Raw genomic sequence first — 14,040 nt, 5'->3', positions numbered from 1 at the left:
TGCCGGGAATCCAAGCGATTTCCGGCCATCTTCGCCCCTCGCTGAAAAGGCCCGGAGCACCGGACCCGAGCACCGGACCCGAGTACGGGACCGCTCCCGCGTTGACCTCCGACGCACCGGAACGGCAAGCTGACCCTCTGTCAATCACTGTGCCCTGGGGGAAACTTGAGCAACACGGCACACCACATCGGGCCCGACTCCACGCCTGACCGGTACCGGCTCCTCCGGTCCATCGGGCGGGGCGGCGAGGCCGTGCTCTATCTCGCGGAGATCCAACTGGCCGGCGGCACGGAGCCCGTCGTCGTCAAGATCCTCGACTCGAAGACGACGATCACGCCCGAGGTCTTCGAGCGGATCAGCCAGAAGTGGAACGAGCAGGCGGAGCTGCTGCGCTTCGTCCACCGCCCGGGCGTGGTCGGGGTACGGGAGCACTTCCAGGGCCCGCCGATCCACCGCCCCGGCGAGTCCGGGACCATCACCGGCCGGGCCCTGGTGCTCGTCATGAACCACGTCGACGGCCTCGACCTGCGCGACTGGCGGGCCGAGCGCACGCTCACCACGCCGGCCGAACGGCGCGAGGTGATGCGGACCCTGGAGCAGCTCGCGGACGTCCTGGACTGGTTGCACTCCGGGAAGGCCACGCCCTCCGGGCGGACGGTCGTCCACGGCGACCTGTCGCCGGGCAACGTCATGGTCGACGAGCACGGCCAGGCCACCCTGGTCGACTTCGGTCTGAGCAAACTGACCGCCGACCACCAGACCGCCGAGGTGTGGTTCACCCCGGGTTACGCGGCACCGGAGATCTTCGCGGGCAAGCGCACCCCGAGCACCGACCGCTACGCCTTCGGCGCCATCGCGTACTTCCTGCTCAGCGGGGAGTCCCCGCCGGCCGCGCCCGAACAACTGGTGTCCGCGCTCGGCTCGCTACCGCAGATCGCTGGGCTGCCGGCGGAGCAGCGCGAGCGGGTCCTGAGCATCGCGGCCGCCGACGCGGACCGCCGCCCGCTCTCCCTGTCGTCCTGGGTGAAGGACGTCCGGCACGGGATGGTGTCCACGACGACCTCGCGCCCGGCGACGGTCGAGGACGCGGTCCCGCCGGTCCCCACCGCGCGGCCCCTGGCGGCGCCCGCGGTGCCGCCGGTGGCGCCTCCCGTGGCCCCGCCCCCGCCCGCGACCCCGCCGCCCACGCCGGCGACCCGACAGCCCCTGACCCCACCGCCACTCGCGGCCCCGCAGCCGGTCGTGGCCCCCCAGCCCGCCGTGGCCGCGCAGCCCGCCGTGGCGGCCCAGCAGCCCGTCGCACCGCAGCCGTCCGCCGAGCCGTCCGCCGAGCCCGCACCCGGCTTCGGTCCGCCCGCGCGCGACGGATCCGGGCCCGGCACCGCCGCGGCGCCCCCGCGCGCGCGGAAGCGGCGCAACGCGGTGCTGGCCGCGGTCCTCGCCGCCGCCCTGCTGGTCAGCGGCATCGTCATCGGAGCACGCTTCCTGGGCGACGGGGCGTCCGGAGGGAACGGCGGCGCGAACGGCGCCAAGCCGGGCAGCTCCACGACCCCCGCCACCACGTCCGGCACGCCTACCACGTCCAGCACGCCCGGAGACGGCACCGGGTCCGCGTCCGGGTCCGGGTCCGGAGAGACCTCCGCCACCGCGTCTCCGACCGACAGCGCGTCCCCCTCCGGGCACACACCCGGCCCCGGCCCGAACTCGGTCTCCCTCACCACTCTCGACACCGTGGCCAGGGGCCAGTACGCCTCGCTGGAGGTCGGCAACGGCACGGTGAAGGCCACCTACTACGAGACGGCGCTGGTGCCCACGGGCATCGACGAGGAGTGCTCGGGCTCCGCCGAGTACAACCTGAGCACCGAGTGGAAGACGCTCACCCTCCTCGCCGGGGTCGACGACGCCTCCGAGAACACCGCCGCCCGGCTCACCATCAGTGTCGATGGCAAGGCCGTCCACACCGGTGTGGTCAACCTGGGCTCACCCGAGAAGCTGACGCTCGACCTCGATCACGGACTGCGCCTGCGCATCGCGTACCAGGACCCGGGAGACTCCTGCGACATGGGCCGGCTGGTGCTCGGCGAACCGACGCTGAGCAAGTAGCGGTACGGACATACGGACGGCCCCGCACCGGAACTCCGGTGCGGGGCCGCTCACATGTCCGTACGAGAAGAGGCTCAGCCCTCGCTGACGCCCAGCTTCTCCAGGATCAGGTCCTTGACCTTCGCCGCGTCCGCCTGGCCGCGGGTGGCCTTCATGACCGCACCCACCAGGGCGCCGACCGCCGCGACCTTGCCGCCGCGGATCTTGTCCGCGATGGCCGCGTTGCCCGCGATGGCCTCGTCGACCGCCGTACCGAGCGCGCCGTCGTCGGAGACGACCTTCAGACCGCGCTTCTCGACGACCGCGTCCGGGGTGCCCTCGCCGGCGAGAACGCCCTCGATGACCTGGCGGGCCAGCTTGTCGTTCAGGTCGCCGGAGGCGACCAGGGCGGAGACCCGGGCCACGTCCGACGGGGTGATCGCCAGCTCCTCCAGGGAGACGCCCTGCTCGTTGGACGAGCGGGCGAGCTCGCCCATCCACCACTTGCGGGCCGACGTCGCGTCCGCGCCCGCCTCGATCGTGGCGACGATCGAGTCGACCGCGCCCGCGTTGAGGATGGACTGCATGTCCAGCTCGGACACGCCCCACTCCTCGCGCAGCCGGTTGCGGCGCAGGCGCGGCAGCTCGGGCAGCCCGCCGCGCAGCTCCTCGACCCAGGCACGGGCCGGGGCCACGGGGACGAGGTCGGGCTCCGGGAAGTACCGGTAGTCCTCGGCGTTGTCCTTGATCCGGCCGGAGGTGGTGGAGCCGTCGTCCTCGTGGAAGTGACGGGTCTCCTGGATGATCGTGCCACCGGCGGTGAGCACGGCCGCGTGGCGCTGGATCTCGAAGCGCGCCGCCCGCTCCACCGAACGGAGCGAGTTGACGTTCTTCGTCTCCGAGCGGGTGCCGAACTTCTCGACGCCGTGCGGACGCAGCGACAGGTTCACGTCGCAGCGCATCTGGCCCTTGTCCATGCGCGCCTCGGAGACACCGAGGGCGCGGATCAGCTCGCGCAGCTCGGCGACGTACGCCTTGGCGACCTCGGGGGCCCGCTCGCCCGCACCCTCGATCGGCTTGGTGACGATCTCGATGAGCGGGATGCCGGCCCGGTTGTAGTCCAGCAGGGAGTGGGACGCGCCGTGGATGCGGCCGGTGGCGCCGCCTACGTGCAGCGACTTGCCGGTGTCCTCCTCCATGTGGGCGCGCTCGATCTCCACGCGGAAGATCTCGCCGTCCTCCAGCTGGACGTCCAGGTAGCCGTTGAAGGCGATCGGCTCGTCGTACTGGGAGGTCTGGAAGTTCTTCGGCATGTCCGGATAGAAGTAGTTCTTCCGGGCGAAGCGGCACCACTCGGCGATCTCGCAGTTCAGCGCGAGGCCGATCTTGATGGCGGACTCGACGCCGATCGCGTTGACCACCGGCAGCGAGCCGGGCATGCCGAGGCACGTCGGGCAGGTCTGCGAGTTCGGCTCCGCGCCCAGCTCGGTCGAGCAGCCGCAGAACATCTTCGTCTTGGTGCCGAGCTCGACATGGACCTCCAGGCCCATGACGGGGTCGAACGCCGCGAGCGCCGCGTCGTACGACAGCAGTTCAGTGACGGTCACAGTGAGACTTTCCCTCTCAGCCCAGCAGGACGTCGTCGTCGCCCAGGCGCTTCAGCTCCCGGTAGAGGATCGCCAGGCCGGTAACGATGGCGGCGGCGGACACGGCGGAGTCGATCAGCCGCAGCATGTCGTTGTCGTTGCGGGCCAGCTTGACCTGCTTCGCAACACTCACCGCACCGAAGGCGGTGGTCGCCAGCGAGACGTAGACGCCGGTCTTGGACTTCTTGAAGTTCTTGGCCTTCTTTGCCATGGCACTCACAGCGACGGAGCCTCCTCAAGCAGCGGATGCCCCCACTTTTCCACGAATGCGGCCTCGACGGCGGCGCCGACCTTGTAGAGCCGGTCGTCCTTCAGGGCGGGAGCGATGATCTGCAGGCCGACCGGCAGCCCGTCCTCGGGCGCGAGGCCGCACGGCAGCGACATAGCGGCGTTGCCGGCCAGGTTGGTCGGAATGGTGCACAGGTCCGCGAGGTACATCGCCATCGGGTCGTCGGCGCGCTCGCCGATCGGGAAGGCGGTGGTGGGGGTCGTCGGGGAGACGATCACGTCCACCTCCTCGAAGGCCTTCTCGAACTCGCGGGTGATGAGGGTGCGGACCTTCTGGGCCGAGCCGTAGTACGCGTCGTAGTAGCCGGAGCTCAGCGCGTACGTACCCAGGATGATGCGGCGCTTGACCTCGTCGCCGAAGCCGGCCTCACGGGTGAGGGCGGTGACGTCCTCGGCGGACCGCGTGCCGTCGTCGCCGACCCGCAGGCCGTAGCGCATGGCGTCGAAGCGGGCCAGGTTCGAGGAGCACTCGGACGGCGCGATGAGGTAGTACGCCGAAAGGGCGAGGTCGAAGGTCGGGCAGTCCAGCTCGACGATCTCGGCGCCCAGCGACCTGAGCAGCTCGACGGACTCGTCGAAGCGCTGCACGACACCGGCCTGGTAGCCCTCGCCGCGGAACTGCTTGACGACGCCGACGCGCATGCCGGCGACCGAGCCGTTCCGGGCGGCCTCGACGACCGGCGGGACCGGGGCGTCGATGGAGGTCGAGTCGAGCGGGTCGTGCCCGGCGATCGCCTCGTGCAGGAGGGCCGCGTCCAGGACCGTACGGGCGCAGGGGCCGCCCTGGTCGAGGGAGGAGGAGAAGGCCACCATGCCGTAGCGGGAGACCGCGCCGTAGGTCGGCTTGACGCCGACCGTGCCGGTGACGGCGGCGGGCTGGCGGATGGAGCCGCCGGTGTCCGTGCCGATGGCGAGCGGGGCCTCGTACGCCGCGAGGGCGGCCGAGGAGCCACCGCCGGAGCCGCCGGGGATCCGGGTCAGGTCCCAGGGGTTGCCGGTCGGACCGTAGGCGCTGTTCTCCGTGGAGGAGCCCATCGCGAACTCGTCCATGTTCGTCTTGCCGAGGATGACGACGTCGGCGGCCTTGAGGTTCTTGACCAGGGTCGCGTCGTACGGCGGGATCCAGCCCTCCAGCATCTTCGAACCGACGGTCGTCGGAATGCCGACCGTGGTGAAGATGTCCTTGAGGGCGAGCGGGACGCCGGCCAGCGGGCCGAGCTTCTCGCCGCGGGCACGCTTCTCGTCGACGGCGCGCGCCTGCGCGAGGGCGCCCTCGCGGTCGACGTGCAGGAAGGCGTGGACCTTCTCGTCGACGGCCTCGATGCGGGCGAGGTGGGCCTCGGTGACCTGGACCGCGGTGAGCTCGCCGGCGGCGATCTTCCCAGCGATCTCGGCGGCCGTGAGCTTGATGATGATGTTGTCCGTCATGACGTGTTAGTCCTCCCCCAGGATCTGCGGCACCTTGAAACGCTGCTGCTCCTGGGCCGGGGCGCCGGAGAGCGCCTGCTCGGGGGTGAGCGACGGACGGACCTCGTCCGCGCGCATGACATTGGTCAGCGGCAGCGGGTGGGAGGTCGGCGGTACGTCTTGGTCGGCGACCTCGGAGACGCGGGCGACCGCGCCGATGATGTCGTCGAGCTGGCCGGCGAAGTGATCGAGTTCTTCGCCCTTCAGCTCCAGACGCGCCAGCCGTGCGAGGTGGGCGACCTCCTCGCGCGTGATGCCAGGCATGCGGATCCTCACGGGGTGAGCTTGATGGTATTGGCCCATCCTATGGGGCCGGTGCCACTCCCCGTGAAACGGTCGGGCCGGACGGGGCGGGCCCTACGGGACGACCTGGCCCGAGGAGTGGTCGACGTCGACCTCGGTGGCCAGGTCGGCGGCGAGGTCGGCGGCGATGTCGACGGGCCGGCGCCAGCCGCGCTCGCCGCGCGCCAGCAGCCAGGCCGTCGCCTCGGCGGGCGGCATCGCGGCGGCGACCAGCCAGCCCTGGACGGCGTCGCAGCCCAGGTCACGGAGGCGCTCCCAGGTCTCGTCGTCCTCCACTCCCTCGGCGACGACGAGGAGGCCGAGGGAGTGGGCGAGGTCGAGGGTGCAGCGGACGATCTCGGCGTCCTCGGTGTCGACGGCGAGCCGGGCGACGAAGGAGCGGTCGATCTTCAGTTCGCTGACGGGCAGCCGGCGCAGGTGGACGAGGGAGGAGTAGCCGGTGCCGAAGTCGTCGAGGGACATCTTGACGCCGTGGCCGGTGAGGCCGTTCAGGGTGTCGGCGGCCCGCTGGGGGTCCTCCAGGAGCACGTGCTCCGTTATCTCCAGCTGGAGGGCGCCGGCCGGGACGCCGTGTCGGGCGAGGCGGGCGGCGACGGCGCCCGCGAAGCCGGGGGTGTGGACGTCCCGCGGCGAGACGTTGACCGCCACCGGGACGTTGAGGCCCTGGGCGCGCCAGCGGGCGACCTGGGCGAGGGCGGTCTCCAGGACGTACTCGGTGAGGTGGGGCATCAGGCCGGAGGACTCGGCGATGGCGATGAACTCGTCCGGCGGGACCTTCCCGCGCTCCGGGTGGACCCAGCGGACGAGCGCCTCCAGGCCGGCGACCTGGCCGTCGAAGCGGACCTTGGGCTGGTAGTGGAGTTCGACGTCGCCGGCGTCGAGGGCGCGGCGCAGGTCGCCGAGGAGGCCGAGCCGGTCGGGGGTGTTGGAGTCGCGCTTGGACTCGTAGACCTCGACGCCCGTGCGGTCCCGCTTGGCCTGGTACATGGCGACGTCGGCACGGCGCAGCAGGCCCTCGGCGTCGAGGGCGTGGTCGGGGAAGACGGCGACGCCGGCGCTGGCCTCCAGGACGAGGGTGAGTCCGTCGAGGTCGAGCGGGGAGGAGAGTTCGGCGACGAGGTGGCGGGCGACGCGCTGGGCGCTGGTGGTGGAGTCGGCGGTGGGCAGCAGGACGGCGAACTCGTCGCCGCCGAGCCGGGCGGCCTCGGCGCCGCGGGGCAGGGCGAGGCGCAGCCGGTCGGCGATCTGGAGGAGCAGCCGGTCGCCCGCGAGGTGTCCGAGGGTGTCGTTGACCGATCTGAACCGGTCGAGGTCGATCAGGACGAGGGCGGCGCGGGCGCCTTCGCCCTCGGCCTCCTCCAGGGCCGTCCAGGCCCGTTCCAGGAGCCACTGGCGGTTCGGGAGTCCGGTCAGCGGGTCGCGCAGCTGTTCCTCGGCGCGGGCCCGGGCGATCCAGAGGGTGGAGTCGAGGGCGATGAGGGGGACGGCGAAGAGGGGCAGGAGGACGGGCCGGGTGGCGGCGACGACGCAGATGAGCGGGGCGATGCCGAGCAGGGCGACGGCGACGAGCCCCTGCCGGAGGAGGGCGGTGCGGGCGATGGTGGGCAGTCCGCGGCCCTGGGGCGCGAGCGTGTACCACAGCAGGACCCGGGTCACCACGAGGTAGGCGGCCGCGGCGAGGACGACTTCCGGGAGGTCCCCGATCGCCCAGTCGAGGGGCTGCCAGGGCTCCTCGACGGTCGGTACGTCTCCGAAGAGGGCGAGGACGAGGGCGGCGGCGCCGACCCCGAGGACGTCGGCGGCGCCGTGCAGCAGGCCCTGTCGCCAGCGGTGCCGGCGGGCGGCGCCGACGAGGGCGACGACGGTCAGCGAGACGAGTCCGGCGGGCACCCAGCCGTACAGCAGGAGCACGGCGAGGGTGAGGGCGGCGCCGGAGCCCGTGCCGCCCCACCAGCGGTCGCGGCCGAGTGCGACCAGGTGGCCGACGATGAGGCCGGTGAGGACGGCGAGGGACCAGCCGGCGGCCCCGCCGGGGAAGAGTCCGTGTCCGGTGCTCAGGGCCCGCTGGAGGCCGACGACGAGCACGACGGCGGCGATGCCCACCACGGCTGCGGGCAGCCGGGAGGTGAGGCCCGTGGGGACCACACGGCCGTACGGCCGTGGGGCCGGGGCGGCGCTCTCGGTCGGTTCCATTCCCGTCCCTCTCACAGGCGGCGGTGCCGTCGGTGTGCGATGGGCCGCGCTCGCGCGGCCGTCCGTGGTCCGGCCGTCCGCCATGCGGCCGCCACCGGGCGGCCGTTCCTCATGCCACTGGGCCGTTCGTCCTGGCGCGCACGACCGGCAGCCCTCGCGCGGACGTGCGGGACAGGACGCACGGTCACCACAGTAGGCCGCCGAGGGCTCCGACGGGCAGCGCTCTCCCTGTCTTGCCCGAATGCGACCCGGCCACCCGTAACGATCTGGTATGCGCCGAACGGGTGACCTCCCAGGGGGCCGGCGGCGGCTATTCGGCGACCGGTACCGCGGCCTCGCGAGCGGCTTCGGGACCTTGTTCGAGCAGGACGGAGAAGCCTTCCTCGTCCAGAACCGGAACCTTCAGCTGCATCGCCTTGTCGTACTTCGAACCAGGGTTTTCGCCCACGACCACGAAGGCGGTCTTCTTCGAAACGGAACCGGTCACCTTCGCTCCGAGCGCCTGGAGGGATTCTTTTGCGCCATCCCTGGTGAACTTCTCCAGGGTGCCGGTCACGACGACCGTGAGACCTTCCAGCGGACGCGGTCCGACGTCCTCACCGGCGCCCTCGTCCTCCAGCGTCACTCCGGCGGCGCGCCACTTGCGCACGATCTCGCGGTGCCAGTCCTCGGCGAACCACTGCTTCACCGCGGCCGCGATGATCCCGCCGACACCGTCGACGGCCGCCAGCTCCTCCTCGCTCGCCTGCTCGATCCGCTCCAGGGAGCGGAACTCACGGGCCAGCGCCTCGGCCGCGACCGGACCCACGTGCCGGATCGACAGACCGTTGATGAAGCGGGCGAGCGGCCGCTCCTTGGCCGCCGCGATGTTCTCCAGCATCGACAGGGCGTTCTTCTTCGGCTCGCCCTTCTGGTTGGCGAAGACCGTGACGATCTTCTCCTCGCCGGTCTTCGGGTCCCGCTTGGGCAGCCCGCTGTCCGGGTCGAGGACGTACGCCTTGATCGGCAGCAGCTGCTCGATGGTGAGGTCGAAGAGGTCGCCCTCGTCGACGAGCGGCGGTGGGGGCGCCCCCTGCTCGTAGAGCTCGGGGGAGGGCTCCAGGGGGCGGGTCAGCGCCGCCGCCGCCACCGAACCGAAGTTCTCGATGTCCAGGCACTGGCGCCCGGCGAGGAAGAAGAGCCGCTCGCGCAACTGGGCAGGGCAGGTCCGCGCGTTCGGGCAGCGGAGGTCGATGTCGCCCTCCTTCATCGCCTTCAGCGGCGTCCCGCACTCCGGGCACTCGGCGGGCATCACGAACTCCCGCTCGCTGCCGTCCCGCAGGTCGGCGACCGGCCCGAGGATCTCGGGGATCACGTCTCCGGCCTTGCGCAGAACGACCGTGTCGCCGATCAGCACGCCCTTGGCCTTCACCACCTCCTGGTTGTGGAGGGTGGCGAACTCGACCTCGGAGCCGGCCACGGTCACCGGCTCCACCTGCGCGTACGGCGTGACGCGCCCGGTGCGGCCGACGCCGACCTTGATGTCGACCAGCTTGGTGTTGACCTCCTCCGGCGCGTACTTCCAGGCGATGGCCCAGCGGGGGGCGCGCGCCGTGGAGCCGAGCCGGCCCTGGAGCGGGATCTCGTCGAGCTTGACGACGACCCCGTCGATCTCGTGCTCGACGGAGTGACGGTTCTCGCCGAAGTACGCGATGAACTCCCGCACGCCGTCGAGCGAGTCGACCACCCGATTGTGCCGGGCGGTCGGCAGGCCCCACTCGTGGAGCAGCTCGTACGTCTCCGCGAGCCGGGAGATCTCGAAGCCCTCGCGGGCGCCGATGCCGTGGACCACCATGTGGAGCGGGCGGGAGGCGGTGACCTTGGGGTCCTTCTGGCGCAGCGAACCGGCGGCCGCGTTCCGCGGGTTGGCGAAGGGCTTGTCCCCCGCCTCCACCAGGCGGGCGTTGAGCCCCTCGAAGGCCTCCATCGGGAAGTAGACCTCGCCGCGGATCTCGACGAGGTCCGGGACGCGGTCGCCGTGCAGCCGGTCCGGGATGTCGGCGATCGTCCGTACGTTGGGCGTGATGTCCTCGCCCGCGCGGCCGTCGCCGCGGGTCGCGGCCCGGGTCAGCCGTCCGTGCTCGTACGTGAGGTTCACGGCGAGGCCGTCGACCTTGAGCTCGCACAGGTAGTGGTAGTCGGGGGTGCCGACGTCCCGCGCGATCCGGTCGGCCCAGGCGGCCAGTTCCTCGTCGTCGAAGGCGTTGTCCAGGGAGAGCATGCGCTCCCGGTGCTCGACGGAGGCGAAGTCGGTCTCGTACTGCCCGGCGACCTTCTGGGTCGGCGAGTCCGGCGTCCGCAGCTCCGGGTACTCCTCCTCCAGCGCTTCGAGCGTGCGCAGGAGCGTGTCGAACTCGCCGTCGCTGATGACCGGCTGGTCCTTCACGTAGTACCGGAAGCGGTGCTCCTCGATCCGCTCCGCCAGGTCGGCGTGCTTCTCCCGTGCCTCGGCGGGCAGGGCCCCCTGTTCGACTGCCACCTTCGTCCGTCCTCCCGTGCCTCGAAACCCGGTCACTCTGGGTTGTCCGCCAGCGATCTCGCCGCCCGGGCGCAGTGGGCGAGCGCCGCGCGGGCGTAGGCGGGCGAAGCGCCCGCGAGCCCGCACGTGGGGGTGACGACCACGGACTCCGCGAGAGTCCCCGGATTCAGCCCCAGCCTGCGCCACAGCGTCCTGACACCCATGACGCTACCGCCCGGGTCCGACAACGGGCCGTCGGTGGACGGCACCACACCGGTGAAGAGCTTCGTGCCCGCTTCCACGGCCTCGCCGATCGGCTCCTCGTCACGTTCGGTGAGGAGCCCGAAGTCGAACGAGACCCCGGCGACGCCGGCCCGGCGCAGCAGCGCGAAGGGGACGTCGGGGGCGCAGGAGTGGACGACGACCGGTCCGTCGTGGACCGCGAAGACGTCCCGCAGGGCGCTCTCGACGACCTGCCGGTCGACGGCCCGGTAGGTGCGGTAGCCGCTCGCGGTACGGACCTGTCCGCGCAGGACGGGCGTGAGCGAGGGTTCGTCGAGCTGGAGGACGATCCGGGCCCCGGGGATCCGCTTGGCCAGCTCCGCGAGGTGGGTGCGGAGCCCCTCCGCGAGGGAGCCGACCAGATCGCGGCAGGCGCCCGCGTCGCCGAGGGCCGCCTCGCCCCCGCGCAGCTCCAGGGCCGTGGCGAGCGTCCACGGGCCGACGGCCTGGACCTTGAGCGGGCCCTCGTACCCCTGGGTGAACTCCTCCAGGGCGTCCAGGTCCTCGCCGAGCCAGGAGCGGGCCCGCTTGGTGTCCCGGCCGGGCCGGTCGCTGATCCGCCAGCCGCTCGGCTCGACGTGCGCGTACAGGTCGACGAGCATCCCGATGGTCCGGCCGATCATGTCGGCGCCGGGCCCGCGGGCGGGCAGCTCCGCGAGGAAGGGGAAGTCCTCGAAGGAGCCGGTGACCGTCTTCGCGGCCTCGCGGGCGTCGCCGCCGGGCAGGGACCCGACGCCGGTGGCGGGACCGAAGGCCCTCGCGTCGCCCTTGTCTGCGTCTGTTTCGCTCATGCCTGTCGCCCCGGACGGACGGTCAGGTCGTTGATCTCAGCGTCGCGCGGCAGGTCGATCGCGGTGAGGATCGCCGTCGCGACCGACTCCGGGTCGATCCACTTCGACGCGTCGTACTCCTTGCCCTCCTGCTGGTGCACCTTGGCCTGCATGGGGCTCGCGGTGCGGCCCGGGTAGACCGAGGTCACCCGCACGCCGTTGGCGTGCTCCTCGTGGCGCAGGGAGTCCGCGAGGGCCTTGAGGCCGTGCTTGGAGGCGGCGTACGCGCTCCACTCGGCGTGCGCGGCGAGCCCGGCACCCGAGTTCACGAAGACGACGTGGCCCTGGGAGACCCGCAGCTGGGGCAGGAGGTGCCGGGTCAGCTCGGCCGGGGCGACCAGGTTGACGTTGAGCTGGTGGTGCCAGGTCTTCGGGGTGAGCTCCCCGACCGGCCCGAGGTCGACGACGCCCGCGATGTGCAGCAGGCTGTCCACCTGCTCCGGCATGGTCTGGTGCGAGAAGGCCCAGGACAGCCGGTCCGGGTCGGCCAGGTCCCCGACGAGCGTCCGCGCCCCGGGGAACCGCGCGGCAAGCTCCTTGGCGCGGCCCGCGTCGCGCGCGTGCAGCACGAGTTCGTCCCCGCGCGCGTGGAGGCGGCGCGCGACGGCCGCGCCGATGCCGGAACCGGCTCCGGTGATCACATGTGTAGCCATGGGCACCATGCTCGCATCAGCGGGACGCGATGTTCCCCTCAAGGTGGGCGAGGGCCGTCGGGCCGTCCTCCGCGAAGAAGACGAGGTCGGTGAGCGGGATCGGCAGGAAGCCCTCGTCCTCCATGCGGCGGAGCTGGGTCTTCAGGCCGTCGTAGAAGCCCGCCGTGTTGAGCAGGACGACCGGCTTGGTGTGCCGGCCGTGCTTCTTCAGCTCCAGGATCTCGGTGGCCTCGTCGAGGGTGCCGATGCCGCCGACCATGACGACGATCGCGTCGGACTTGGCGAGGAGGAGCGCCTTGCGCTCGGCCAGGTCCCGGGCGACGACCATCTGGTCCGTACCGGGGCGGGCCTTGGCCTGGAGGAAGTCGACGGAGACGCCGACGAGCCGGCCGCCCGCGTCCTCGACGCCGTCCGCGACGACCTTCATCAGGCCCGTGTCGGAGCCGCCCCAGACGAGGGTGTGGCCGGCCTTGCCGAGGAGGCCGGCGAACTCGCGCGCCGGAGCCGTGTAGCGCTCGTCGAGATCGGCGGCGGAGAGGAAGACGCAGATGTTCATGCGCTCCACCGTAGGGGGTGACCAGCGGCTTCCCGGACCTCCGCCGGCCGGTTACGCCGGGGTGGGCTCCGTCGTGCGGCGGGTCGTCGTGGCGATCGTGGCCGAGCCGACGACGCGCGTGCCGTCGTAGAGCACGATCGCCTGGCCGGGGGCCACGCCGCGGACCGGCTCGTCGAAGGTGACCGTGAGCTCGCCGTCCGCCAGGATTGCCGTCACCTCGGTCTCGCCGCCGTGGGCGCGCAGCTGGGCCGTGTAGCGGCCGGAGCCCTCGGGGGCCGTGCCGCACCAGCGGGGCTTGATCGCGGTGAGGGCGGTGACGTCCAGGGCCTCGGCGGGGCCGACCGTGACCGTGTTGTTCACGGGCGAGATGTCGAGGACGTAGCGGGGCTTGCCGTCCGCGGCCGGGTGGCCGATCCGCAGCCCCTTGCGCTGGCCGATGGTGAAGCCGTACGCGCCGTCGTGGCTGCCGATCTTCGCGCCCGCCTCGTCGACGATGTCGCCCTCCGCCTTGCCCAGGCGGGAGGCGAGGAAGCCCTGGGTGTCGCCGTCGGCGATGAAGCAGATGTCGTGGCTGTCGGGCTTCTTGGCGACCGCGAGCCCGCGCCGCTCGGCCTCCGCCCGGATCTCGTCCTTGGTGGTGAGGGTGTCGCCGAGGGGGAACATCGCGTGGGCGAGCTGCTTCTCGTCGAGCACGCCGAGGACGTACGACTGGTCCTTGGCCATGTCGGAGGCGCGGTGCAGCTCGCGCGTGCCGTCGTCGTTGAGGACGACCGTGGCGTAGTGACCGGTGCAGACCGCGTCGAAGCCGAGGGCGAGGGCCTTGTCGAGCAGCGCCGCGAACTTGATCTTCTCGTTGCAGCGGAGGCAGGGGTTGGGCGTGCGGCCCGCCTCGTACTCGGCGACGAAGTCGTCGACGACGTCCTCGCGGAACCGCTCGGCGAGGTCCCACACGTAGAACGGGATGCCGATGACGTCGGCGGCCCGGCGCGCGTCGCGCGAGTCCTCGATCGTGCAGCAGCCGCGCGCTCCGGTGCGGAACGACTGCGGGTTCGCGGAGAGCGCGAGGTGCACGCCGGTGACGTCGTGGCCCGCTTCGGCGGCACGGGCGGCGGCGACGGCGGAGTCCACGCCGCCGGACATGGCGGCGAGGACCCGGAGGGGGCGGGGGCGCGAGGGCGGAGTCTGAGTCATAGCCCTACCAGGGTACGGGGCCCGGGAACCATGGTCGCGGGAGTAAGCGTTC

11 protein-coding genes are annotated in these 14,040 nt (G+C 72.1%); 1 reads left to right on the top strand and 10 read right to left on the bottom strand.

All coding sequences use genetic code 11. From position 1 onward, the window contains the following. Positions 1–165 precede the first annotated feature (165 nt). Positions 166–2,103 (top strand): protein kinase, encoded by a 1,938-nt coding sequence (locus tag ACFWWU_RS04960; RefSeq protein ID WP_384139057.1) that lies wholly within the window; start codon positions 166–168, stop codon positions 2,101–2,103. Positions 2,104–2,177: 74 nt separating this feature from the next. Here the strand turns inward: ACFWWU_RS04960 and gatB are convergent, their stop codons facing one another. The 10 genes from gatB to mnmA all read right to left on the bottom strand — a co-directional run bounded on the left by gatB (position 2,178) and on the right by mnmA (position 13,988). Beyond that, complete coding sequence (gene gatB, locus ACFWWU_RS04955; protein ID WP_384139054.1) at positions 2,178–3,689, bottom strand: Asp-tRNA(Asn)/Glu-tRNA(Gln) amidotransferase subunit GatB; 1,512 nt, start codon at positions 3,687–3,689, stop codon at positions 2,178–2,180. A 16-nt stretch (positions 3,690–3,705) separates the two neighbouring features. After that, positions 3,706–3,939, bottom strand: a complete 234-nt coding sequence (locus tag ACFWWU_RS04950; protein ID WP_328491032.1) for a hypothetical protein — start codon at positions 3,937–3,939, stop codon at positions 3,706–3,708. A 5-nt stretch (positions 3,940–3,944) separates the two neighbouring features. Continuing rightward, positions 3,945–5,444, bottom strand: a complete 1,500-nt coding sequence (gene gatA, locus ACFWWU_RS04945; RefSeq protein WP_317599378.1) for an Asp-tRNA(Asn)/Glu-tRNA(Gln) amidotransferase subunit GatA — start codon at positions 5,442–5,444, stop codon at positions 3,945–3,947. 6 nt (positions 5,445–5,450) lie between these two features. Next, positions 5,451–5,747: an Asp-tRNA(Asn)/Glu-tRNA(Gln) amidotransferase subunit GatC gene (gatC, locus tag ACFWWU_RS04940; protein WP_015036350.1), complete on the bottom strand. Its 297-nt coding sequence runs from the start codon at positions 5,745–5,747 to the stop codon at positions 5,451–5,453. A gap of 93 nt (positions 5,748–5,840) precedes the next feature. Further along, positions 5,841–7,979 carry a putative bifunctional diguanylate cyclase/phosphodiesterase gene (locus tag ACFWWU_RS04935; protein ID WP_384139051.1) on the bottom strand — a complete coding sequence of 713 codons (2,139 nt, stop codon included), beginning with the start codon at positions 7,977–7,979 and terminating at the stop codon, positions 5,841–5,843. Positions 7,980–8,289: 310 nt separating this feature from the next. Then, on the bottom strand, positions 8,290–10,497 hold the full coding sequence (ligA, locus tag ACFWWU_RS04930) for an NAD-dependent DNA ligase LigA (protein WP_384139048.1): 2,208 nt from the start codon (positions 10,495–10,497) through the stop codon (positions 8,290–8,292). Positions 10,498–10,529: 32 nt separating this feature from the next. Continuing rightward, positions 10,530–11,549, bottom strand: a complete 1,020-nt coding sequence (locus ACFWWU_RS04925; RefSeq protein WP_384139045.1) for a methionine synthase — start codon at positions 11,547–11,549, stop codon at positions 10,530–10,532. Next, a complete protein-coding gene (locus tag ACFWWU_RS04920) occupies positions 11,546–12,250 on the bottom strand; it encodes an SDR family oxidoreductase (RefSeq protein ID WP_384139042.1) in 705 nt (234 codons plus the stop codon). The genes ACFWWU_RS04925 and ACFWWU_RS04920 overlap by 4 nt, the downstream gene beginning before the upstream one ends. Positions 12,251–12,257: 7 nt before the next feature. Further along, a complete protein-coding gene (locus ACFWWU_RS04915; protein WP_384139039.1) occupies positions 12,258–12,797 on the bottom strand; it encodes a TIGR00730 family Rossman fold protein in 540 nt (179 codons plus the stop codon). Between the two features lie 51 nt (positions 12,798–12,848). Beyond that, positions 12,849–13,988, bottom strand: coding sequence for a tRNA 2-thiouridine(34) synthase MnmA (gene mnmA / locus ACFWWU_RS04910; protein ID WP_384139036.1), 1,140 nt, complete (start codon positions 13,986–13,988; stop codon positions 12,849–12,851). Positions 13,989–14,040: the final 52 nt, after the last annotated feature.

It is taken from the genome of Streptomyces sp. NPDC058650, assembly GCF_042717315.1.
Classification (GTDB): Bacteria; Actinomycetota; Actinomycetes; order Streptomycetales; family Streptomycetaceae; genus Streptomyces.
This window is presented reverse-complemented; position numbering and strand designations above follow the sequence as displayed.